At 65.9% G+C, this 21,814-nt stretch carries 19 protein-coding genes and 1 CRISPR repeat array; of the genes, 6 read left to right on the top strand and 13 right to left on the bottom strand.

Annotation, left to right across the window (positions count from 1 at the left end):
• Nucleotides 1-287: 287 nt before the first annotated feature.
• Nucleotides 288-2,219: direct repeats of the CRISPR family, unit length 37 nt; unit sequence GTCTTAATGCACCTTATGGCGCTAGGTGCTTTCTGAC.
• Nucleotides 2,220-2,745: 526 nt separating this feature from the next.
• The 9 genes from HMPREF9006_RS04020 to HMPREF9006_RS04060 all read right to left on the bottom strand — a co-directional run bounded on the left by HMPREF9006_RS04020 (nucleotide 2,746) and on the right by HMPREF9006_RS04060 (nucleotide 11,881).
• Nucleotides 2,746-3,672 carry an AlbA family DNA-binding domain-containing protein gene (locus HMPREF9006_RS04020; protein WP_009212271.1) on the bottom strand — a complete coding sequence of 309 codons (927 nt, stop codon included), beginning with the start codon at nucleotides 3,670-3,672 and terminating at the stop codon, nucleotides 2,746-2,748.
• A 260-nt stretch (nucleotides 3,673-3,932) separates the two neighbouring features.
• Nucleotides 3,933-4,541 carry a CPBP family intramembrane glutamic endopeptidase gene (locus HMPREF9006_RS04025; RefSeq protein ID WP_009212272.1) on the bottom strand — a complete coding sequence of 203 codons (609 nt, stop codon included), beginning with the start codon at nucleotides 4,539-4,541 and terminating at the stop codon, nucleotides 3,933-3,935.
• 105 nt (nucleotides 4,542-4,646) lie between these two features.
• Entirely contained in the window at nucleotides 4,647-5,459 is an 813-nt protein-coding gene (locus HMPREF9006_RS04030) for a hypothetical protein (protein WP_009212273.1), read from the bottom strand.
• Complete coding sequence (locus tag HMPREF9006_RS04035; protein WP_009212274.1) at nucleotides 5,459-6,187, bottom strand: ATP-binding cassette domain-containing protein; 729 nt, start codon at nucleotides 6,185-6,187, stop codon at nucleotides 5,459-5,461. The genes HMPREF9006_RS04030 and HMPREF9006_RS04035 overlap by 1 nt, the downstream gene beginning before the upstream one ends.
• Nucleotides 6,184-6,570 (bottom strand): GntR family transcriptional regulator, encoded by a 387-nt coding sequence (locus HMPREF9006_RS04040; RefSeq protein WP_009212275.1) that lies wholly within the window; start codon nucleotides 6,568-6,570, stop codon nucleotides 6,184-6,186. Before HMPREF9006_RS04040 ends, HMPREF9006_RS04035 begins: the two co-directional genes overlap by 4 nt.
• Nucleotides 6,571-6,740: 170 nt before the next feature.
• On the bottom strand, nucleotides 6,741-9,107 hold the full coding sequence (locus tag HMPREF9006_RS04045; protein WP_009212276.1) for a glycogen/starch/alpha-glucan phosphorylase: 2,367 nt from the start codon (nucleotides 9,105-9,107) through the stop codon (nucleotides 6,741-6,743).
• Between the two features lie 562 nt (nucleotides 9,108-9,669).
• Nucleotides 9,670-10,215 carry an LPXTG cell wall anchor domain-containing protein gene (locus HMPREF9006_RS04050; protein ID WP_009212277.1) on the bottom strand — a complete coding sequence of 182 codons (546 nt, stop codon included), beginning with the start codon at nucleotides 10,213-10,215 and terminating at the stop codon, nucleotides 9,670-9,672.
• A gap of 191 nt (nucleotides 10,216-10,406) precedes the next feature.
• A complete protein-coding gene (locus HMPREF9006_RS04055) occupies nucleotides 10,407-11,036 on the bottom strand; it encodes a MarC family protein (RefSeq protein ID WP_009212278.1) in 630 nt (209 codons plus the stop codon).
• Nucleotides 11,033-11,881, bottom strand: a complete 849-nt coding sequence (locus tag HMPREF9006_RS04060; protein WP_009212279.1) for a PHP domain-containing protein — start codon at nucleotides 11,879-11,881, stop codon at nucleotides 11,033-11,035. Before HMPREF9006_RS04060 ends, HMPREF9006_RS04055 begins: the two co-directional genes overlap by 4 nt.
• 215 nt (nucleotides 11,882-12,096) lie before the next feature.
• On the opposite strand from HMPREF9006_RS04060, the gene HMPREF9006_RS04065 reads away from it, so the two are divergent.
• The gene (locus HMPREF9006_RS04065; protein ID WP_009212280.1) at nucleotides 12,097-13,095 is read left to right on the top strand and encodes an asparaginase; all 999 of its coding nucleotides are present in this window, start codon (nucleotides 12,097-12,099) and stop codon (nucleotides 13,093-13,095) included.
• Nucleotides 13,096-13,176: 81 nt separating this feature from the next.
• Nucleotides 13,177-14,685 (top strand): aminopeptidase P family protein, encoded by a 1,509-nt coding sequence (locus HMPREF9006_RS04070; protein ID WP_034231076.1) that lies wholly within the window; start codon nucleotides 13,177-13,179, stop codon nucleotides 14,683-14,685.
• A gap of 23 nt (nucleotides 14,686-14,708) precedes the next feature.
• Here HMPREF9006_RS04070 and HMPREF9006_RS04075 read toward each other — a convergent pair whose 3' ends face one another.
• Nucleotides 14,709-15,428 carry a general stress protein gene (locus HMPREF9006_RS04075; RefSeq protein WP_009212282.1) on the bottom strand — a complete coding sequence of 240 codons (720 nt, stop codon included), beginning with the start codon at nucleotides 15,426-15,428 and terminating at the stop codon, nucleotides 14,709-14,711.
• 101 nt (nucleotides 15,429-15,529) lie between these two features.
• Here HMPREF9006_RS04075 and HMPREF9006_RS04080 point away from each other — a divergent pair, with 101 nt between their 5' ends.
• From HMPREF9006_RS04080 to HMPREF9006_RS04095, 4 genes are all read left to right on the top strand, one after another.
• On the top strand, nucleotides 15,530-16,834 hold the full coding sequence (locus HMPREF9006_RS04080) for a magnesium transporter MgtE N-terminal domain-containing protein (RefSeq protein ID WP_009212283.1): 1,305 nt from the start codon (nucleotides 15,530-15,532) through the stop codon (nucleotides 16,832-16,834).
• Nucleotides 16,827-17,420: a DUF1003 domain-containing protein gene (locus HMPREF9006_RS04085; RefSeq protein ID WP_009212284.1), complete on the top strand. Its 594-nt coding sequence runs from the start codon at nucleotides 16,827-16,829 to the stop codon at nucleotides 17,418-17,420. The genes HMPREF9006_RS04080 and HMPREF9006_RS04085 overlap by 8 nt, the downstream gene beginning before the upstream one ends.
• 10 nt (nucleotides 17,421-17,430) lie before the next feature.
• Nucleotides 17,431-18,561 (top strand): Mrp/NBP35 family ATP-binding protein, encoded by a 1,131-nt coding sequence (locus HMPREF9006_RS04090; RefSeq protein ID WP_034232088.1) that lies wholly within the window; start codon nucleotides 17,431-17,433, stop codon nucleotides 18,559-18,561.
• Nucleotides 18,562-18,748: 187 nt separating this feature from the next.
• Nucleotides 18,749-19,378, top strand: coding sequence for an O-methyltransferase (locus HMPREF9006_RS04095; RefSeq protein ID WP_009212286.1), 630 nt, complete (start codon nucleotides 18,749-18,751; stop codon nucleotides 19,376-19,378).
• Between the two features lie 80 nt (nucleotides 19,379-19,458).
• On the opposite strand, the gene HMPREF9006_RS10280 is transcribed toward HMPREF9006_RS04095, so the two are convergent.
• The 3 genes from HMPREF9006_RS10280 to dapE form a co-directional block, all read right to left on the bottom strand.
• Nucleotides 19,459-19,623 (bottom strand): DUF3117 domain-containing protein, encoded by a 165-nt coding sequence (locus HMPREF9006_RS10280; protein WP_009212287.1) that lies wholly within the window; start codon nucleotides 19,621-19,623, stop codon nucleotides 19,459-19,461.
• A gap of 191 nt (nucleotides 19,624-19,814) precedes the next feature.
• A complete protein-coding gene (locus HMPREF9006_RS04100) occupies nucleotides 19,815-20,540 on the bottom strand; it encodes a TIGR00730 family Rossman fold protein (protein ID WP_009212288.1) in 726 nt (241 codons plus the stop codon).
• Entirely contained in the window at nucleotides 20,537-21,730 is a 1,194-nt protein-coding gene (gene dapE / locus HMPREF9006_RS04105; protein ID WP_009212289.1) for a succinyl-diaminopimelate desuccinylase, read from the bottom strand. Before dapE ends, HMPREF9006_RS04100 begins: the two co-directional genes overlap by 4 nt.
• Between the last annotated feature and the right edge of the window lie 84 nt (nucleotides 21,731-21,814).

A 21,814-nucleotide genomic window follows, 5' to 3' on the forward strand; every position in this document is an offset into this window, starting at 1 on the left:
GGTTTGTTTCTGCGGGGTGCGTCTTAGCCGAAGAGTTCGCGCTCCTGCGGCCGGACCCGAACCAACAACCATCCGTCATAATACACCTTATGACGCTAAGTGCTTTCTGACCCTGACGCTCGATGAGGTGGTGACCTCCACGTCCTGGGAGTCTTAATGCACCTTATGGCGCTAGGTGCTTTCTAACTAATGGCATGAGGGCGGCCCACCTGCCCGGGGATTTCTCCCAGGTGGGCTGGCTGCCACCCTCATGCCGAGGATATCACTCTTTCGAGAACTTGTGGAGTGTCTTGATGCACCTTATGGCGCTAGGCGCTTTCTGACACGAATCCAAACGCCTCCCCTACGCGGGTGTCATCCACTACGTCTTAATGCACCTTATGGCGCTAGGTGCTTTCTGACAGGGGCAGGCGTTCCTTGACGTGTACGACGATGCCGACGTGTCTTAATGCACCTTATGGCGCTAGGTGCTTTCTGACGCCCACTTTTCGGCGCGATTAGGGGCCTTCGTTTCGATTCCCGTCTTAATGCACCTTATGGCGCTCGGTGCTTTCTGACTGAACAGCGTCATTCTCTTCCACATCGCATGCGGCATCGTGTCTTAATGCACCTTATGGCGCTCGGTGCTTTCTGACTGAACAGCGTCATTCTCTTCCACATCGCATGCGGCATCGTGTCTTAATGCACCTTATGGCGCTAGGTGCTTCCTGACTGGCAGAAAACAAGCTCTACACCTCGGAGGACTTCCGCGTCTTAATGCACCTTATGGCGCTCGGTGCTTTCTGACCCCGCCTCGATGCCCTCACCACCCACGGCCTCGTCACCGTCTTAATGCACCTTATGGCGCTCGGTGCTTTCTGACGGAGGTCGCCAAGCTGAACACGCAGAGCGAGTGGGCTGCAGGTCTTAATGCACCTTATGGCGCTAGGTGCTTTCTGACCTATGCTGCAAGATTCGGACGGCACCCGGTACATGAAGTCTTAATGCACCTTATGGCGCCAGGTGCTTTCTGACCGTGCCTCGGCTGGTCTGCTGGATCAGTGATGCTTCAGTCTTAATGCACTTTATGGCACTAGGTGCTTTCTGACATCCAACCACTGGTGCAAGGGTCTATCAGATCCCGTAGTCTTAATGCACCTTATGGCGCTAGGTGCTTTCTGACGGTACCCGTCCTGGACTTCAAGGGCGACCTCAACAAGTCTTAATGCACCTCATGGCGCTAGGTGCTTTCTGACCCTCGACCCGATGTCAATCCACTTCTACCCGACTCCGGTCTTAATGCACCTTATGGCGCTAGCTGCTTTCTGACTGCAGTGGTGATGCCAGTACGGCGACCTGGGTTATGACCAGTCTTAATGCACCTTATGGCGCTAGGTACTTTCCGACCATGAGGTACTACCACCGAGATGGTGAGTCGTTCTACCTGTCTTAATGCACCTTATGGCGCTAGGTGCTTTCCGACCAATTCTCACCATGCTGCTGATTCTCACCAACGTCGGAGTGTCTTAATGCACCTTATGGCGCTAGGCGCTTTCTGACTGAAGACTAAAAAGGCTCATGAGGAGTCTATTGCATAGTCTTAATGCACCTTATGGCGCTAGGTGCTTTCTGACCCCAGAAAACCCTTCAGGACATCATCTTGGGTGAGCGGTCTTAATGCACCTTATGGCGCTAGGTGCTTTCTGACGGAAAGATCAACGTCTCGTGGAAAACGACCTTCCCGTACCCGCGTCTTAATGCACCTTATGGCGCTAGGTGCTTTCTGACGGTCCATCCGGGGAGGGACTTGAGTGCGCTGGTAATCTGGAGTCTTAATGCACCTTATGGCGCTAGGTGCTTTCTGACCCAGCCCTTCACGTGCGCTATCGCGGATGAGTCGGGCCTGTCTTAATGCACCTTATGGCGCTAGGTGCTTTCTGACTGAATATGTCTCATTATAGGACACGTTTTTCTTGCGAGTCTTAATGCACCTTATGGCGCTAGGTGCTTTCTGACAAGCTATCTACAAGTTTCTAGAACCTATTCCACAGGTCTTAATGCACCTTATGGCGCTAGGTGCTTTCTGACAATCCGACCCGGACAAGATCGATGAGGAGGCGATTCGTGTCTTAATGCACCTTATGGCGCTAGGTGCTTTCTGACTGAGAAAGTTCACTGTTACCAAGGAAGTTGAGTGGGATATGTCTTAATGCACCTTATGGCGCTAGGTGCTTTCTGACTGCCCGGCGTGTCGCACCCCCTGTGACCAGCAGAAACGCCACCCCGGATCGCCAGGGGCCGAGAAAGCACCCGCCCGACCCGCAAGCACACGGCCAGAATAGCAGGGTTTTCGTTGCAAATCCTCACATCGCCACGGACGCGCCAAGAAGCCGAACCCGCCCCGGAAAAGCCGATCAACATCGGCGTGTCGCGGCTAGCCACTGTGTGCCGCACAACGCGCTGACCGCCACGCAGCGCGCTCGCCGCTTGAACAGCGCCACGAAACGCACCCCAGCCCCTCCCCCGTTGCCGCTGCCTCGGGCGTCACCGCGCAACCACGCGCAGGCCTCGCCGCGCGCCACCGCCAACGCGACGACACCGACATCCCCCTGGGGCGATGGTCCGCCCACCGACAGACGACAGACGACAGACGACAGACGACAGACGACAGACGGAGGATAACCGACGGCCGACGGCGGGTCTGACGTCGCCGCACTGCCGCTTTCGTCTCTCAGCAATGCGGAGCCTACCGACGCCCCGCGTCGCTCACTGCTCCTCCACCGCAGACAATCCGCTCATCGCGCGCTCGGTGAGTACACGCTCCACGACGCCCGGCAGGCGCGTCGGCATCTCGCGGCGGCGCATCGCCAGGAGGCGCACGCGCGTCCACGGGGAGACCCGCACGCTCTCGGGCCAGCGTATCGACACGTACTGGACCGCGTCCGCGACCTCCAGGCGACGCGTCGAGTTGCCCACGCGCACCCACAACTCGGCCTCCCCCTTGCCCTTCGGCCCCCTCAGGTACACGGGGTGGGGCGAGGGCGGGATGGTCACTCGGCACACCTCCTGGCGCTCGTACCCCTCCTGCGGGTCCGAGGCCTCGGCGAAGTCGAGCCTGGGCAGCGCGGCGGCGTTGGTCCCCATCCGCTGCCCCCACATGTCTCGGATCCACAGCTCGAAACGGTCGGAGTCGGGCGTCTTGAGGGTCGAGTAGTCGGGTCCCATGCCGATGAGCCGACCATCGTCGTCGACACCGATCAGCAGGGTGCCGCCACCGGAGTTCATGAAGGCGGCGACGGTCTTGGCGATCACGGTCTCCATCGCGTCGTCACGCTTGCCCGTGCGCATGTTCCAGCGAGCGCTCGACTTGAATTCGAGGGAGTCAGATTCTCCACGCTGAACGACCTCCCGGATGGGGACGAGGCCCGGGCGCGGATGCAGGTAGGCGGCGACCAGCGCGACCACGATGACGACGACGAGGGCGACCAGCGCGGCGACGGCGATCATGCCGGGTTTCCACAGGTCACCGGAGTCGAAGATCCACCCGGCGATCACCAGGCCACCCCACAGGCCGGCCAGTCCGGTCAGGGTCGCCGACGCGGTGGACATCGTCATGCGGTTCTTCAGCATGCGGCGCACCGCGACACCGATCAGCCACGCGATGAGGATGAGGACCTGCTGGATGAACACCATCCAGATCAGGTCCGGGCTCGCCGGGACGAATGAGCCGGTCGCTGGTTCCACGGGTCTCCTTTCGGGGGCGTCTCTCGCTCCTACAACATCATAGGAGACTGGATGATTCCTCCAAACCGGGCGAACGTTCCCTCGAAGCTGCCCGCACAGACACAGCGAAGCCCGTCGAGATCGAGCGGGACGGATGGGTACCCTTGGCTGGCCCGCACAGACACAGCGAAGCCCCGGCCAGCGGAGTCAACCGCCGGCCGGGACCATGCTCACCCCATGAGGTTGAACGCCGCCGCGGTTCCGACGAGCAGGTTCGCGCTCGCGTGGAGGGCCCAGCCGGGCAGGATCGATCCCCCGGCGCTCTTCTCGTTGATCCACCCGGCGATCCACCCGCTGGACCCCGTCAGGATGCCGACGAGGAGCAGACGGACGGGGTCCGCGAAGGATGCGAACAACGCGACGTGCAGGATGCCAAAGACGATGGCCTGAGCGGCGTTGCCGGGGGCGAAACCCCACCTGGCGATGATCCGCTTGCCGAGGAAGCCCCGGAAGAATATCTCTTCGGCGAGGGAGGTCTGGATGATCGCGAAGAGCAGGACAGGGACGATGCCGCCGAGGCCTTGCCCGGCGAAACGTGCGGCGGGGACCTGGCCCGAGAAGGATTGGAGCAGCGCTGTCGAAGCTGCACCGATCGCCACCCACGCGAGGATGGCTACGCCGAGCCGCCCCCTTCTCCCGTCCCATGTCGGCCGACGCAGACCGATCCAGGAGGCAAAGCCAATGCTGCGTCTGGCGGTGAGCGCCCACCACGCGAGCGGGAGCACGAGGATCAGGCCGAGCTGGGCGAAGGCGCTGATCGCTGACGATAACAGGAACATTGAAACCTCCTATGCCTGGCTCGCGCACGCGCGAGGACGGGTGTTGATTGGTCTTCGGGAATCCCTCGTCGAAGTCCGGGCTCGCGCACGCGCGAGGACGGGTAGCTAGCGCAGGGACGTGTGCTTCTCGATGGAGCGAGAGGCCCAGATCGCCATGACGACGGCGCAGAGGGGACCAAGGATGAAGGAGCCCAGTCCAACGACTTCGGGTGGCGTGTCGTCCGTCATCGAGATGAAGGAGGTCCACATGATGTCGGCGCCGAACCGCCCGGTCCGCAGGTTGATGGACAGCGGGAAGAAGAGCGTACCGACAACACCGGTCACCTGGTTGACGAAGTAGAGGATGATGAAGCCGATCATCGGCGCCCCGAAGCCCATGTGGTTGAAGCGGCCCTCGGCCCCGATCGTCATGACGGCGCAGGCCTGAACGACCACTGCCAGCGTCGAGATCACCTGCGCGACCGCGAGGGCCACGAGGAGAGGGGTGGGGAAGACCGCGAGGACGCCACGGATGTCCGCCGTGTACTGCGCGAGGCTCATCCCCTTGCGGGAGGCGTCTTCGGCGGCGGTGGCGACGATGCCTCCAACGGCGAAGGCCAGGCCGACCATGGACTCGAGGCAGATCCGGGTGACCTTCGCCCAGAAAATCGAGGATCCCGAGACCGGCAGACTCATCATGAAGTACCCGCGCTGGCCGTACAGGGTCTTCCAGTAGTCGATCATTCCGGCGATGACGAAGCCGGCGGGAATCCCGCAGCACAGGATGTAGGTGATCCTCAACGCGGAGTCACTCAGCACCGGGATGTCCAAAGCGAGGACGACGAGGGACAGGACGATGGCCGCGACGATGATCTCGAGGACGCGTGCGACGGAGCGTGCCCTGGAGCGAATCTCGTATGAGAGTAGTGTCCAAAACATCAGCGGTACTCCTTCCGGAAGATTGCGTCGAGGGAGTCTCCCCGCGTGGCTCGCAGGTCGTCGGCGTCACCCGCCAGGAAGACTCTGCCCTCTTTCATGAAGAGCGCGTAGTCGACGAAGTGTTCGATGTCGGAGATGAGGTGGGTGGACATGATGAGCAGCGACGAGGGATCGAACTCGCGCAGGATCCCCTCGAGCATGACGTCGCGGGTTGCCGGATCGACGCCGCTGATGGGCTCGTCGAGGAGGTAGACGCGGGCTCGCCGCGCCATGATGAGGGCGATCTGGAGCTTCTCCCCCATGCCCTTGCTCATTTCGCTCAGGGGTCGCGTCTCGGGCAGGCCATAGAAGTCAACCATGGCGGCCGCCTTGTCGGCGTCGAAGTCGGCGAAGAACCGGTCGTACTCCTTGATGGCCGTGCGCGCGGTCCAGTCCGGGTTGAGGAAGTCCGCGTCGGGCAGGTAGGAGACGATGGACTTGGATACCGGGCCGGGGTGGTGCCCGTCGATAGTGACGCTTCCCTCGTAGTCGGACAGGACTCCTGCGAGGATCTTTAACAGCGTGGTCTTGCCGCATCCGTTGGGTCCCATGAGGCCAACGATGTGGCCCGCGCCCAGGGTGAGGGTGAAGTCCTGGAGGGCGGCGACGCTTCGATAACGCTTGGTGAGGCCTTCGATGTGAACGAGGCCGGGAGACGCCTGCGCGGCGCCCGGGGGTTGGGTGGTCATGAGGGGATGCCTCCTGTGTGCTCTGAGTCCGTGTCCCACCGCTCGTCGAGGAGACGATGCGCATCCTCCCTCTCGACGCCGAGGGCGCGGCAGGCGCGAATAAAGGCGCTCGCCGCTGCCCGCGCGTCGTCTCGGCGCAGGGTGCGCAGGGCGGCGTCGTCGGTGGCGACGAAACGTCCGGCGGTTCGCTTGGGGATCGTGAGCCCTTCCTCGTCGAGGGCGGCGAGGGCTCGTTGGACGGTATTGGGGTTCGTCCCGGCCTCGATGGCGAGGTCGCGGACGGAGGGGATCTTCTCTCCCGGCTTCCACGTCCCGTTTGTGATGCGGGATCTGAAGGAGTCGGCGAGCTGGATCCAGATGGGGCGGGTGTCATCGATGCGCATCGATGTATCCCTCCTGTCTTGCTGTATTAATACAGTAATACAATGACACGATTTCTTATCTGTGTCAACGAGCTAATACAGATACCCTCGCCAATGAGTCACAGATCACATGCACATAAGGGAGGGAGGCCCGGGACCTCTCGGTCCCGGGCCTCCCTCACGCGCACGCGTCAGGCGATCGGCTCGCCCTCAATACGCCACACCTCGCGAGCGTAGTCGGAGATCGTACGGTCGGAGGAGAAGCGCCCCGAGCGGGTGATGTTCACCCACACGCGAGCGTTCCAGGCCGCGCGGTCGCGGTAATCGGCGGCCATCCGGTCCTTGGTCTCGCGGTAGGAAGCGAAGTCACCCAGCACGTAGTAGACGTCGGCCGGATCGAATCCGCCCTCGAGGATCGAGTGGCGAATGTCGTGGAACCAGCCCGAGTGGGCATCGTCCAGCGTACCGTCGGTCAGGGCGTCGATGACGCGCTTGAGGCCGGGGACGTTCTCGTAGTGCCAACGCGGATCGTAGTGACGACGCAGCTCAGGCAGCTCATCGTCCGTCGCGCCGAAGATGTAGGCGTTCTCCTCGCCCACGGCCTCGAGAATCTCAACGTTCGCCCCGTCCAGGGTGCCCAGGGTGAGTGCGCCGTTCATCATGAACTTCATGTTCGACGTGCCCGAGGCCTCCTTGCCGGCCATCGAGATCTGCTCGGACACATCCGCGGCGGGGATGATGTGCTCGGCGGGCGAGACGTTGTAGTTGTGAACGAAGACAACCTTGATGCGCCCGTTGATGTCCGCATCGTTGTTCACCAGCTCAGCGATAGCGTTGATGAGCTTGATGATCGCCTTGGCGCGGATGTAGCCGGGGGCGGCCTTCGCGCCGAAGATGAAGACGCGGTTGGGCGTGTCCAGCGTCGGGTCATCCTTGATCCTGAAGTACAGGTCCAGGACGTAGAACGCGTTGAGCAGCTGACGCTTGTACTCGTGCAGGCGCTTGATCTGAACGTCGAAGATCGCGGTGGGATCGATGTCGACGCCCTCGCGCTCCTTCACCCAGGCCGCGAACTCAACCTTGTTCTCGTACTTGATCCGATCCAGACGCTCGAGAACCGCATCGGATCCGGCGGACGTGAACTTGGACAGCTCCGTGAGGTCACGAACCCACGTGTCGGAGCCGGTCACCTCGTCGAGGAGGGCCGCCAGGCGCGGGTTGCACTGCTTGAGCCAGCGACGCGGGGTGACGCCGTTGGTCTTGTTGTTGAAGCGCTCCGGCCAGATCGCGTACCACTCCTTGAGGGTGTCACGCTTGATGATCTCGGTGTGGAGGGCGGCGACGCCGTTGATGGAATACGAGGCGTAGCAGGCGATCCACGCCATGCGCACGGAGTTGCCCGCGACGGGCGCCATGTAGTCGATGGTCCCCTGGTCGAGGCCGCGGTCGGCCATGTCGATGCGGAAGCGACGGTCGATCTCGCGCACGATCTCGGAGATGCGCGGGAAGAGTCGGTCGAAGATGTGAATGTCCCAGGTCTCAAGGGCCTCGGCCAGGACCGTGTGGTTCGTGTAGGCGAAGGTCTTGGAGACGACCGCCCAGGCATCCTCCCACCCCAGGCCGTGCTCGTCCATGAGGATGCGCATGAGCTCGGGGATGGCCAGGACGGGGTGGGTGTCGTTGAGCTGGACGGCGTTGTACTCGGCGAAGCCGGTCAGGTCCGACCCGTGGTGGCGCACATAGTTCTCAACGATCTCCTGCAGGGAGGCAGAGCAGAAGAAGTACTGCTGGCGCACGCGCAGGACCTTGCCTTCGAAGGTCGTGTCGTTGGGGTAAAGGACGCGCGAGATATCCATGGTGCGCTCACGGTCGACGATGGCGTCGGTGAAACGCTGGGAGTTGAAGGCGTCGTAGTCGAATTCCTCAATGGGCTCGGCCTTCCACAGGCGCAGGGTGCCCACGTTCTTGGTGCCGTAGCCGGTGATCGCAATGTCGTAGGGAACGGCGCGCACGGTCAGGTCGGCGTAGGAGACGATGCGGGCGCGCTCCTCGCGGCGGATGACGAAGGGGTAGCCTTCCTCCATCCACGGGTCGGGGTGCTCGGTCTGGAACCCGTTGTCGAAGAGCTGCTTGAACAGGCCGTAACGGTAGAGGATGCCGTAGCCGCGCACCGGCAGGTCGAGGGTGGCGCAGGAGTCCAGGAAGCACGCGGCGAGACGTCCGAGGCCGCCGTTGCCCAGGGCGGCGTCGGGCTCCTCCTCGAGGACCTGCCCGAGGTCGAGGCCGTAGCGAGCCAGGGCCTCGCGCGCCTCGTCGACGAGGCCGAGGTTTGACAGGTTGTTGAGCAGGGCGCGCCCCATGAGGAACTCGGCGGAGAAGTAGTGCTCCTGACGCCCCTTGGCGTAGCGCTCGGTGGTGGCCGCCCAGTTGTCGGCGATCTGGTCGACGATGGCGGCGGACAGTCCCTGCCACACCTCCATCAGGGTCGAGTCTTCAACGGGGCGTCCAGAGGTCGCGCGCACATGAGAGGGCAGCGACTGAGTCAGATCCAGCGTCATACTTTTTCCTTTTTTGTAACTGCACCGCTCTCGCCCAGGGGCGAGCACCCCGGGTCGGGGTCGGGCCTCAATTTTAGAGCGTAGCGACGCGCGGCCAGTTGTCCATCCGATGGAGCCCCTGTGGGATATTCCCCACCCCCACTACCGTGACGAAGGGCACCCGATCATGGCAGTTGCACGACCAAATACCCACGTCAGAACCGACGGGGCGGCGCAGTTACCGGTCGAGCACTGCCCGGCACAACTGCCCGCGCCGACGCGGCGCGTCCCTGCGGGGGCACTGCCCGCAGGGACGCATAGCAGGAAAGTGGCACCCCTCGATTGAGCGATGCCACTTCCCATCACCGGTTCATCATGAGGGCTCAATTCATGGTGACATTCGGTACATCCATTGTGCCTGTGACGCATGCATCAAATCAAGACGACAGGGCCATTTTCGGTGCAAGTTCGGGTTTTTGAGATGAACGTTCGTGCACAAACGATGGGCGATCTGCGTAAACGGCAGGCGGCGCGGATCCGCTCTGTGCGAGCAGATCCGCGCCGCCTGTCAGGCTGATAGGCCTCAGTGGCGCCTGCGGGCAACCACCAGGGTCACGCCGCCCGCCAGGGCGATCGCGCCGACGCCCGCGGCGAGCGTCGCGGCGGAGCCGGTGTTGGCCAGGGTCGGGCCGGTCGGAGCCGCGCTCTCAGCGGGGGTGTTCGTGTTGCGAATGCCGCCACGAGCGGAGACCGGGGCCGGGCCGTTGCCGTTGGAGATCTGGCCGCGGGTCGTCACGCCGGTGCTGCCCACGGGGCCGGAGTTGGCGCCCGCGCCGCCCTGATCGGCCGCGGGCGAGGAAGGCGCAGGGGTGCTCGGCGTGTCCTGGGACGGCTGCGGGGCCGGAGTGGCGCTCGGAGGCGCAGGGGTGCTCGGCGTGTCCTGAGACGGCTGCGGGGCCGGAGTGTTGTTGTCCGCGCCGTTGCCGGGGGCCGGGGTGGCGGTCGCCGGGGACGAGGGCGAGGGCGAGCTGCCGGGGGTAGGTTCGGCAGCAATGGCGGCGCCGGCGGCACCGGCGATCAGGCCGAGGGCCGCGGTCGCGGCGAGCAGAGACGAGCTCGTCTTCTTCATTATTTCTCCTGATACGGATGTGGTGAGGGATGAATGCGTGACCCTGACCGGTAGGGACAGTGTCGCGTCACGACGTTCACTGCCACCATACAACACTTCCTGACCAAAGAGAACAGATTCCACGAAGCGACACGCCGCACTCCCCCGCCACCCCGCGCCAGCGGGTGATACCGACCACCCGCCCCGATCGCCTAGGAGGCATTCGCTGCCGCGATGAACCGGAAGATCCCCTCCATGATGAGCTGGGTTGCAATCGCGGCCAGGAGCAGACCCGAAATTTTGGTGAGCAGCATGATTCCGCCCGGCCCCAGCAGACGCGAGAGCATCAGCGAGAATCGCATGGTCAGCCACATCACCACGTGCGCCAGGATGACCGCCACCAGGACGGCCACCCATGACCCCGCGTTGCTGCCCGCCTGGCCGACCGCGACCATGACCGCAACGATCGATCCGGGCCCGGCCAGCAGGGGCGTACCCAGGGGAACGAGCGCGACGTTGACCCCCTCGTCGCCGGTGTCCGGAGAGGAGGAGTCGGTTCCCATGAGGAGCTCCATGGCGACCAGGAAGAGGAGCACTCCCCCGGAGAGTTGGAGGGCCTCGACGGAGATGTGGAGGAGGTGGAGAATCTGCCCACCCAGAATGGCAAACGTCACGATCACGCCGAAGGACACCGAGGTCGCCTGGATCGCCGCGCGACGCTGCTTGAGCGGCGCGTACCGGCTCGTGAGCCCCAGGAAGACCGGGACGGTCCCGATGGGGTCCATGATGACCGTCAGGGTCGCGAACGCCGTCGCAAACAGCGTGACGTCAAAGAAGCTCACGGCTCGACCACCCCGATGTACCCGCGCTTAACGACCTCGGCAATCGTCGCGGGGTCGGTCGTGTTCTCGCCGATGCGATTCGGCTTGCCGCTGCCGTGGTAATCCGAGGAGCCGAAGAGCGCCAGCCCGAGTTCGCCGCCGATGCGTTCGACGTCCGCGCGGTCCTGGGGGCCGTGATCGCGATGGTCTCGTTCGATCCCGAAGAGCCCGGCATCCGCCATGTCGCCGATCACCGCCTCGGGCAGCAGACGCGAACGCCCGCGAGCGCGAGGGTGGGCCAGAACGGGCACACCGCCGGCCTTGAGCACGAGGCGCACTGCCTCGACCGGGTCGGGCGCCCAGTGGTGCACGTAATAGGGGCCGGAGGGGTGCAGGGCGTGAACAAACGCGGCACCGCGATCGGGGAAGCAACCGGCTCTCACGAGCGCGTCGGCGATGTGGGGGCGCCCGACCGGGCCGCCCTCGGGGGCGAAGTCGAGCACGTCCTCCCAGGAGATAGGATAGTCGGCCGACAGGTTGTCCACGATGCGCCGTGCGCGCGTCTCGCGGTCCTGGCGGGTGCGTCGAAAGACGTCGAGAAGGCCGGGGTTGGCCGGATCGAAGAGGTAGGCGAGAAGGTGGGCGGAGATTCCCGATGCCGAGCACGAGATCTCGGCGCCACGGATGAGGCTCACGCCCGTTGCGGATACGGCAGCGCAGGCCTCGTCCCACCCGTCGGTCGTGTCATGGTCGGTCAGAGCAATCGCGTCCAGCCCCGCGCGCGCGGCGGCTGCGAGGAGCTGCGCGGGGGTGTCTGTCCCGTCGGAGTAGGCGCTGTGCGTGTGGGGATCGATTCGCTTCACCATCTGAGACTACCCCATTAGCCCGATCACACAACCGTTTCGGAGCGGGCTCTTCCGCCCGCCGCCCGCGCTCCCGCAATGCTCTGCCCTCCCACCCTCGTCTTCCTCGATTCGTCGCCTCTCTCGGCGCCACCGCAACGCGTCCGATGAATGACCAGGCAGGGCGCACCATCGGTGTCTGTAGGAAACTAGGATGACGCCTCAGAAAGGAACGCATCGTGCGTCTTCACGTGACCTACGCCGGCGGCACGATCGGCATGATCGACTCCCCGGAGGGCCTGCGTCCCGGCGCGGACCTGCAGGGATGGTTCAGCTCCCAGCTCGACGGCATCGAGGTGGCCTCCAACATCTCGATGTCCGTCCTCGACCCCCTCATCGATTCCTCGGAGGCAACCCCCGAGGACTGGCAGACGATCATCGACGACATCACCGCCCACGCGACGCAGGCCGACGCCTTCCTCGTCCTTCACGGAACGGACACCATGGCCTACACGGCGGCCGCCCTGTCCTACGCGCTGGCGGACCTGGGCAAGCCGGTCGTCATCACGGGATCCCAGTACCCGCTGGGCGTCGTCGGATCGGATGCCTCGGCGAACGTGATGGGAGCCCTGCGCGCGGCGATGTCGCGCCGCGCCAGGGGCGTCATGCTCTTCTTCGGCCACAAACTGCTGGCGGGCAATCGGGCCACCAAGACCTCGTCCTGGGCGTTCCGGGGCTTCGAATCCCCCTCCGTCTCCCCGGTGGCCCGCACGGGCGCGCCGTGGCGCTGGTACGGGACGCCCCACGCGGGCACCGGCTGGGCCTCTCCCCTGCCCTACGCGCGCCAGGACATTGCCGTGGTCGATGTTGTTCCGGGCATGAGCGCCGCCAGGCTACGGGCAATGACCACGGCGCACCCTGACGCGCTGATCCTGCGGGCCTTCGGCGTCGGGAACATTCCCGCGTCCGAGCCCGGCTTCGTCGGCGTCCTGGCCGAGCTGACGGAAGCGCGAGTGCCGATCATCGTCGCCTCCCAGTGCTACCAGGCAGAGGTCATGCTCGGCCACTACGAAGCCGGGGACGCGCTGGCCAAGCTGGGGGCGATCGGCGCTCACGACATGACGCTGGAGGCGCTGTATGCCAAGACCGTCTTCCTCCTGTCCCAGGGGGTGCGGAACCAGGACCTCGCACGGTGGATGGGCACATCCATCGCGGGCGAACTCACGCTCCAGGACTAGGGGCGCTCGCTCGCATCAGTGGCAGCCCCCTGGGCCGCATACGCCTGCCAGGCGATGTCGCGCCGCCATAGAATGGGCGGCATGAGTGAAGAAGCTTCCCAGTCCATGGCCGACCGCGGCGAGAGCCGCTCCCGTCAACCCCAGTCCTCCGCTTTCCGTGACTTCATCGGCACCGGGTGGGCTCCGCGCCCCAGCGAGTTGCCCGAACGCGAACCCGTCGCCGACTTCCTGTCCGCCCGCGCCCTCAAGGCCGGCGCCCCTTTCCCGGGCGAACGCCTCGTCGTACCCGCGGGTCCCTACAAGGTCCGCTCCAACGACTGCGACTACCGTTTCCGCGCCCACTCCGCCTTCGCGCACCTGTCGGGCCTGGGCGCGGAGAAGGAGGCTGACACCGTCCTCGTCCTCGAGCCCAATGAGGACGGCACGCACACGTCCCTCCTGTTCTTCAAGCCCCGCGCCTCGCGCTCCTCCAAGGAGTTCTACGCCGACGCCCGATACGGCGAGTTCTGGGTGGGGGCGCGTCCCTCGCTGGAAGAGCTCTCCGCCGCGACCGGCCTGGAGACCCGCCACATCGACACCCTGCGCGACGCCCTCGCCAAGGACGCGGGCACCGTCGCGCTGCGCATCGTGCGCGGCGTTGACGCGCGCATCGAGGACATGGTCAACGAGGTGCGCGCTCAGGCGGGTCTTCCTGCCGGTGAGGACGCCCGCGAGGAGGACGAGGCACTCGAGGAGCGCCTCTCCGAGATCCGCCTGACCAAGGATGCCTTCGAGCTCGAGGAAATGAGGCGCGCCGTTGCGGCGACCAAGGCCGGCTTCGAGGACATCATCCGCGTCCTGCCCCGCGCCGTCGGCCACCGCAGGGGCGAGCGCGTCATTGAGGGGGCCTTCCGGGCGGTCGCCCGCGAGGAGGGCAACGGCGAGGGCTACGAGACGATCGCCGCGTCGGGCAACCACGCGAATACCCTGCACTGGATCGACAACGACGGCGAGGTCCGCGAGGGCGACCTGGTGCTCGTCGACGCCGGCATCGAGGTTGATTCCCTCTACACCGCCGACATCACCCGCACGCTGCCCGTCAACGGTCGCTTCACGCCGGTCCAGGCCCGCGTCTACCAGGCGGTGCTCGACGCCTGCGAGGCAGCCCTCGCACGCGCGAACCAGCCGGGCTGCCGATTCAAGGACGTGCACGACGCCGCCATGGGCGTCATCGCCGCGCGCCTGCACGAGTGGGGTATCCTGCCCGTCACCCCCGAGGAGTCACTTGCGCCCGGCGGCCAGCAGCACCGCCGCTGGATGCCGCACGGCACCAGCCATCACCTGGGCCTGGACGTGCACGACTGCGCGAAGGCGCGCTCGGAGCTCTACCAGGGCGCGCTCCTGGAGCCGGGCATGGTCTTCACGATCGAGCCTGGCCTGTACTTCCGCGCCGACGACCTGTTGATTCCCGAGGAGTATCGGGGCATCGGCGTGCGCATCGAGGACGACGTGGTGGTGGGCGCAGACGGATCGGTGACCCGCATCTCCGAGGACATCCCGCGAACGATCGCAGAAGTGGAGGAGTGGATCGCGTCGATCCAGTCGCGCTGAGCGCTCCTCGCGCCGCCCCGAGGTTACGCCTCGGGGCGGTCCTTCGACGGGGACGAGGCCGGGGCGTCCTCTTGCCCGGAGGGCGGCGCGTCGGGCGCGGCAGGTGCCTCGGGGCTTCCACCCTCGGGCGCCGCTCCCGGTTCGGGCGCGGCCGGCGCCCCGGGCACGTCGCCTTCCTTGGTGGCCGCGCCAAAACGCGGGCGGCCATCCGGGAAGAAGCCCACCGAGTCCTTCTTCGGGAGTTCAGTCTCTGCCCGCGGGCGCTGGGCGCGCGCCCGGTTGCCGGGCGTTCGCTGCAGCAGCGCGTAGGCGCGGTCGATGTCGGCCGAGGCCAGCACCGCGTAGCGCAGGGCGACGACCTGCTGGGAGGACACCAGGTCGCGGTTACGCCCCCGGATGATGAAGGCCAGCGCGGCCAGGGCCATCCCGACGAGCGCGCCGACGACGATGCCGCTCACGACCCATCCTCCGGTTCCGCCGACGCTCTGTCCCGCAGACATCAGCATGCCGATCAGCGCCCCCCACAGGGCGCCGCTGGAGGCGCCGGACAGCGATGCGCGGGCGATCGTGAGGCGTCCCCTCACTCGTTCCACCAGGTGCAGGTCGGTACCCACGATCGTGATGGACGAGACATCAAAGCCGTTGTCGGACAGGTAATCCACCCCGGCGCGCGCCTGCGCGTAGGTCTGATAGGAGGCGACCTCCGTGCCGGTGGGCATCTGAGGTTCTATCGCTTGGGGCATCGTGTCTCCTTACACCGCGGCGGCGGTGGCATGGGACGCATTGTCCACCCCGCGCCCGGCTCGCCGTTACGCTTCCTTAGTCCACAGCCTAAAATGATTAGGTGAGCATCGCATCTATTGAACTAGGCACCAAGGGCCGCCGCGTCTACATCGGAAAGCTCGCCGGCACCGGTGTTTTCGACCCTTTGGGCGACCAGGTTGGTAAGATTCACGATGTTGTTGTCATCTTTCGGCTGAAATCTGCTGCCAACGTCATCGGCTTCGTCGTCGAGGTCGGGCCGCGCAAACGCGTCTTCCTGCCGCTCACCCGCGTCACCGCGATCGAGTCTGGCTCGGTCATCACGACTGGCCTGCTCAACATCCGTTCCTTCACGCAGCGTCCGATCGAGACCCTCGTGCTCTCCGAGCTCTTCGACCGGGTTGTCACCATGAACGACGGCTCCGGGAAGGTGCGCATCCTCGACGTGGCGATGCGCCAACGGCGTCCCAAGGATTGGGTCATCTCCACCCTGCATGTCCAGCGCGTGCGCACGTCCTCCCTTGGTTTCACCCGCAGCGGCGAGACCCTGACGGTGGACGTGTCCGACGTGTCGGGCCTGCTCAAGACGGACTCGAACCAGGCGGCCACCGCGCTGCTGCAGTACACGGAGGACATGCGTCCGGCTGACCTGGCCGACTTCATGCACACCCTCCCCCAGGACCGCAAGATGGCGGTCGCCACGCAGCTCACCGACGCCCGCCTCGCCGACGTGCTTGAGGAGCTGGGAGACGACGACCGCGTCGCTATCGTCTCGGGCCTCGAGGCTGCCCGCGCCGCCGACGTCCTCGACGTCATGCAGCCCGACGACGCCGCCGACCTGGTCGCCGAGCTTCCCGATGCTCAAGCCCAGTCCCTCCTCGCCCTCATGGAACCCGAGGAAGCAGAGGACGTTCGTCGCCTCATGACCTACGACGAGTCCACCGCCGGTTCGCTCATGACCACCGAACCCGTCGTCTTCGGCCCCAACGCGACCGTGGCACAGATGCTCGCCGCCGTGCGGCGCGAGGACATTCCCGCGTCCATCGCGACCGTGGCGTTCATCGCCCGCCCTCCCCAGGAGACGCCGACGGGCCAATACCTGGGCATGGTGCATATCCAACGCGCCCTGCGCGAGCCTCCGCAGACCCTCCTGGGAACGATCCTGGACCGCGACATCGAGTCCGTGGAGCCCAACGCCCACATCGCGACGGTCACGCGACTGCTCGCCACCTACAACCTGACGGTCCTCCCGGTCGTCGACGAGGACGGGCACCTCCACGGCGCTGTCTCGGTCGACGACGTCCTCGACGAGCTCCTGCCCACCGACTGGCGCGACTACGACGACGACGTGACCGACCGCATGATGGCAAGGAGCATCGATGGCTGATCGCCTGGATAACCCGCTCGAAAGGCGCCGTTCGTTCTTCCGTCGCTCCGGCGGCAGCGGCGACGGCTTCGGGCGCTTCGCCGAGGCCACCGCGCGCTTCATGGGATCCCCGAAGTTCGTCCTGTACATGACGATCTTCGTCGTCGCGTGGATCTCCGCTAACCTCCTGCTCGCTAGCATCAGCGAAGAAGCCGCGTGGGACCCCTACCCCTTTATCCTCCTCAACCTCGCGTTCTCGACCCAGGCCTCGTATTCGGCCCCTCTCATCATGCTCGCGCAGAACCGTCAGGACGCGCGCGATCGCGTCCAAGCCGAGCAGGACCGCCTGCGCGCCGAACGCAACCTGGCCGACACCGAGTATCTCGCCCGGGAGATAGCCGGCCTGCGCCTCGCGCTCCAGGATGTCGCCACGCGCGACTTCGTGCGCTCGGAGCTGCGCGACATGCTTGACGAACTGCGCTCCGAGCTGGTGGCGGACACAGCCGCCTTGGCGGTTGGAGAGCGGGAACGAACGGATGGCAGCGAGCAGGAAGAGCCCAGAGCAACCGGGGGCTGTCCCCTAGAAGATGGACACCCCGGCCAGTAGAGTGGAGGGCATGCCAGTCACGCTCGATTCCGTCATGGAGGCTCTCGGCCAGGTCATCGACCCCGAGATCCACCGCCCCATCACCGACCTCAACATGGTTAGCCCCGACCTGGTGACAATCGACGGTTCCTCCGTCTTTGTCAAGGTCCTGCTCACGACCGCCGGTTGCCCCCTGCGCACCACCATCTCCAAGGACGTCACCGACCGCGTCGGCGCCCTTGAGGGCGTCGACAAGGTATCCGTCAAGATGGGTGTCATGGACGACGCGCAGAAGAAGGCGCTGCGGGAAAAGCTCAACGGCGGACGACCCGAGCGCGAGATCCCCTTCTCGCGTCCCGACTCCCTCACCCGCGTCATCGCCGTCACGTCTGGAAAGGGCGGTGTCGGCAAGTCCTCCATGACCGCGAACCTGGCCGCCGCGATGGCCGCCCAGGGCCTCAAGGTTGGCGTCATGGACGCCGACATCTACGGGTTCTCGATCCCGCGCATGCTCGGGGTGGATCACGACCCGCAGGTCATCGACGGCATGATGATCCCGCCGGGCGGCGCCGGCGGCGTCAAGGTCATTTCTATCGGCATGTTCGTCCCCGACGGGCAGGCGGTCATCTGGCGCGGCCCCATGCTCCACCGGGCCCTCCAGCAGTTCCTCGCCGACGTGTTCTGGGGAGACCTTGATGTCCTGCTCATCGACATGCCCCCCGGCACGGGCGACGTGGCGATCTCGATCGCGCAGCTGCTCCCCACCTCCGAGATCCTGGTCGTGACGACCCCGCAGGTCGCCGCCGCCGAGGTCGCCGAGCGCGCCGGATCAATCGCGTCTCAGACGAACCAGAAGGTCATCGGGGTCGTCGAAAACATGTCGTTCCTGCCCCAACCCGACGGCTCTCGCCTGGAGATCTTCGGATCCGGGGGCGGGCAGGCTGTCTCCAAGCGCCTGAGCGCCCAGCTCGGCTACGAGGTCCCCCTCCTCGCCCAGGTTCCCCTCGACATCGCGCTGCGTGAGGGAGGCGACCGCGGCGAACCCGTGTCCGTGGCTTCCGGCCCCGCCGCCGAGGTCCTCGCCGCCCTCGGCAAGCAGCTCGCGTCGGCGGACCGCGGCCTGGCGGGCCGCCAACTCGGCGTCTCCCCCATCCAGCATTGATGCCGCTGCCCGCGTCCCCCACGGGCGGGGCCGCACCTGCGCATACGTGCGCCCCCGCCCACTTTTCCCGATCTTCCGGAGCGCCACCGCGCCCCGTTCATTCCTCGCCTGTACCCTGAGGCGAGGGGAAGAGCGAACGCGAGAGCGCTCCTCGTCGAGGAGAACGAAACAACGTGAGGAACAGGTGATGGCGGACAAGGCCCAGACGTGGGTGTACACCGAAGACTACGTGGCGGAAAGCGATGCGCTGACCGCCGCCCGCGTCGTCGCCGCGGAACTCGGAGCCACGCCCGTCTCCTCCGGAACCGGTGCGGCGCTTCGCATGCTCGCCGCCGTGTCCGGCGCGCGAGCCGTCCTCGAGGTGGGAACGGGGGCCGGGGTCTCGGGCTTGTGGCTCCTCGACGGCATGGCCACGGACGGAGTGCTGACGACCATCGACATGGAGTCGGAGCTACTGGGGCATGCGCGCCGCAACTTCGCCGCCGCGGGGGTCTCCTCCCACCGCACGCGCCTCATCGCAGGGCGCGCCTTGGATGTGCTTCCCCGCATGGCCGCACGCGGCTATGACCTGGTGGTCCTGGACGGCGACCTGGAGGAAACACCCCAGTACCTCGACCACGCCGTTCGCATCCTCCGCCCCGGCGGAACAATCGCCTTCGTGCACGCCCTGTGGCATGACCAGGTGGCCGACCCGGCGCGCCGAGACGCGCGCACCGTCGTCGCGCGCGAGGTCGTGAACTACCTGCGCAACTCCGAGGAGTTCGCCTCCGCGCTCCTGCCCGTCGGAGACGGGCTCGCGGTCGCCGTCAAGCGCTGAGATCGAGCGCGCGCGGAGCCGACAGACAGCACAGCGGTGGGACAGGGTCGCTTCCCTCTCCCACCGCTTCGTCGGTAGATTCAGATGGCGTTGCCGAGCGCATCGGCGAGTTCGGCCGCCTCCTGCGCGCTCATCTCGATAACGAGGCGACCGCCCCCCTCCGTGGGGATTCGCACGACGATGCCGCGGCCTTCCGCGCTGACTTCCAGGGGACCATCCCCCGTGCGAGGTTTCATTGCTGCCATGTGTGCACTCCTTCTGAGAGTTACGCCCGAGCCACCAACGGCGGGGGCATCACCCCTATCTTACCGGATAAGCGCATTCTTTCATTAACAGCTAGTCAGCGCGGCCGCAAGGGGAGGAACGGGGGCGGGCCGAGTCCCACGTGCGCACGCGACCTCGGCGCGGGCACGGTCCCCGAGAATGCGCCGAAACCCTACGCTCCCGTCGCCAAGCGAACCGCTTCAACCGGGTCATCAACGACGTGCAGCAGGTCCACCTCGTCGGCCGAGATCATCCCCGCCTCGACCATCGAGGAGCGAACCCAATCAACCAATCCTGACCAGTACTGTGTTCCCACGAGGACGAGCGGGAAGGAACGGATCTTGCCCGTCTGCAGCAACGTGGCGGACTCAAAGAGCTCGTCCATCGTTCCAAAGCCGCCGGGCATGACGATGAACCCCTGAGAGTACTTCACGAACATCGTCTTGCGGGCGAAGAAGTACCGGAAGTTCACCCCCAGGTTCACCCACTGGTTCATGCTCTCCTCGTGCGGAAGCTCGATGCCCAGCCCCACCGAGGTGCCGCCCGCCTCCCACGCGCCGCGGTTCGCCGCTTCCATGATGCCCGGCCCTCCGCCGGTGATCACCGCGTAGCCGCGCTCGACCAGGAGTTCACCGATGCGTTGGGCGCCGCGGTATAGGGGGTCGTCGGGCAGCGTGCGCGCGGAGCCGAAGACGGAGACCGCGGAGCCAACCTTGGCCAGGGCCTCGAATCCCTCGACGAACTCGGACTGGATGCGCAGGACCCTCCACGGGTCGGTGTGCTTCCAGTCGGTATTGGATTCGGGTTGCAGCAGCGACGCGTCGGCCGTCAGACGCGGGATCTGCGTGCCGCGTAAGACGACGGATCCGCGACGGTAGGTCTTGTCGAGCTTGTTCATGATCGTGTCTTCCTCGTTGGTTCTGGGCTCGCGCACGCGCGCGTCGGCGCGAGCACGAACTCCCGGAGCGTCTCATGCACCCTGAGGATATCCGAGGTCGGCACGTGTTCGTCGCGCGTGTGCGCGAGCAGCGGGTCCCCGGGGCCGAAGTTCATGGCGGGAACCCCCGCCTGCGTGAAGCGGGCGACGTCCGTCCAGCCGACCTTGGCGCTCACACGCAGCTCACCGCCCACCCGCGCCGCGTGAGAGCGCGCAACCTCGAGGAAGCGCTGGGCGAGCGCGGAATCGGCTCCGGGACGCGCCCCCTCGCACAGGTCGTCGACCTCGACGGTGGCTCCCGTTGCCTCGAAGAGGCTCCTCACCCACGCGAGCGCATCCTTGGCGCTTCGTGAGGGCGCGAAACGGTAGTTGACCGTCATGGAGGCGGACTCGGGGATGACGTTGTTCGCGGTGCCTCCCTCGACGCGCACGACCGAGAGGGACTCGCGAAAGTCCAGCCCGTCAACGGAGGTGACGGGGTTGCCGTAGGCGGCGATCCTCTCGATAACGGGCGCCATCGCGTGGATCGCGTTATCTCCCATCCATGCGCGCGCCGAGTGCGCGGCCAGCCCGGGGAAGCGGGCGATGACGCGAAGCGTCCCGTTGCAGCCCCCCTCCACCTGCGCACGCGTGGGCTCGCCGAGAAGCGCGAGGTCGCCGCCGAGCCACTCGGGGTGGCGACGGTGGATGCGCCCCAGGCCGTTGAGGTCAGCGGCCACCTCCTCGTGGTCGTAGAAGATCCACGTCACGTCGTAGGCGAGCGGCGGCTGTGCTCCCCCGCGCGCGCTCCGCCCGGCCTCGCAGGCCAGGGCGAGGGCGGCCGCGCACCCGCCGAGCATGTCCACCGAGCCGCGCCCCCACAGGAGCTCGACACCGTCGCGTTCTTCGCTGCGACCGGGAACGTTGTCGGCGATAGGGACCGTGTCCAGGTGCCCCGCGAGGATAAGACGCTGGCCCCGTCCCAGCTGGGTGCGCGCACACACCGCGTCTCCGTCGCGCAGGATCTCCAGGGCCGGGACCGCGCCGAAGCCCGCGTCGCGTAGCGCCGCCTCGACCGCGTCGGCGAGGGGCCCCTCCTGTCCCGACACCGAGGGGATGTCGATCATCTGGCGAGCGAGCGCAACCGGGTCACTCACGTCCGTCAGCTGCATGATTCCTCCTTCGTCGCTTCCCTCAGGATAGCCGCGAGCGCCCGGTGTCGCGGCGAGGTGGCGGGCGGAAGCTGTCCCCGCGGC

This window comes from Actinomyces sp. oral taxon 180 str. F0310 (assembly GCF_000185285.1).
In the GTDB taxonomy this organism is placed as follows: domain Bacteria; phylum Actinomycetota; class Actinomycetes; order Actinomycetales; family Actinomycetaceae; genus Pauljensenia.

Bases quoted from the DNA above. Each gene is read 5' to 3' on its own strand.
- HMPREF9006_RS04020 (WP_009212271.1), bottom strand. From the start codon at position 3,672: ATGGTGTTCATCCAGCAGGTCCTCATCCTCATCGCGTGGCTGATCGGT.
- HMPREF9006_RS04025 (WP_009212272.1), bottom strand. From the start codon at position 4,541: ATGTTCCTGTTATCGTCAGCGATCAGCGCCTTCGCCCAGCTCGGCCTG.
- HMPREF9006_RS04030 (WP_009212273.1), bottom strand. From the start codon at position 5,459: ATGTTTTGGACACTACTCTCATACGAGATTCGCTCCAGGGCACGCTCC.
- HMPREF9006_RS04035 (WP_009212274.1), bottom strand. From the start codon at position 6,187: ATGACCACCCAACCCCCGGGCGCCGCGCAGGCGTCTCCCGGCCTCGTT.
- HMPREF9006_RS04040 (WP_009212275.1), bottom strand. From the start codon at position 6,570: ATGCGCATCGATGACACCCGCCCCATCTGGATCCAGCTCGCCGACTCC.
- HMPREF9006_RS04045 (WP_009212276.1), bottom strand. From the start codon at position 9,107: ATGACGCTGGATCTGACTCAGTCGCTGCCCTCTCATGTGCGCGCGACC.
- HMPREF9006_RS04050 (WP_009212277.1), bottom strand. From the start codon at position 10,215: ATGAAGAAGACGAGCTCGTCTCTGCTCGCCGCGACCGCGGCCCTCGGC.
- HMPREF9006_RS04060 (WP_009212279.1), bottom strand. From the start codon at position 11,881: ATGGTGAAGCGAATCGATCCCCACACGCACAGCGCCTACTCCGACGGG.
- HMPREF9006_RS04070 (WP_034231076.1), top strand. From the start codon at position 13,177: ATGAGTGAAGAAGCTTCCCAGTCCATGGCCGACCGCGGCGAGAGCCGC.
- HMPREF9006_RS04075 (WP_009212282.1), bottom strand. From the start codon at position 15,428: ATGCCCCAAGCGATAGAACCTCAGATGCCCACCGGCACGGAGGTCGCC.
- HMPREF9006_RS04085 (WP_009212284.1), top strand. From the start codon at position 16,827: ATGGCTGATCGCCTGGATAACCCGCTCGAAAGGCGCCGTTCGTTCTTC.
- HMPREF9006_RS04090 (WP_034232088.1), top strand. From the start codon at position 17,431: ATGCCAGTCACGCTCGATTCCGTCATGGAGGCTCTCGGCCAGGTCATC.
- HMPREF9006_RS04095 (WP_009212286.1), top strand. From the start codon at position 18,749: ATGGCGGACAAGGCCCAGACGTGGGTGTACACCGAAGACTACGTGGCG.
- HMPREF9006_RS10280 (WP_009212287.1), bottom strand. From the start codon at position 19,623: ATGGCAGCAATGAAACCTCGCACGGGGGATGGTCCCCTGGAAGTCAGC.
- HMPREF9006_RS04100 (WP_009212288.1), bottom strand. From the start codon at position 20,540: ATGAACAAGCTCGACAAGACCTACCGTCGCGGATCCGTCGTCTTACGC.
- dapE (WP_009212289.1), bottom strand. From the start codon at position 21,730: ATGCAGCTGACGGACGTGAGTGACCCGGTTGCGCTCGCTCGCCAGATG.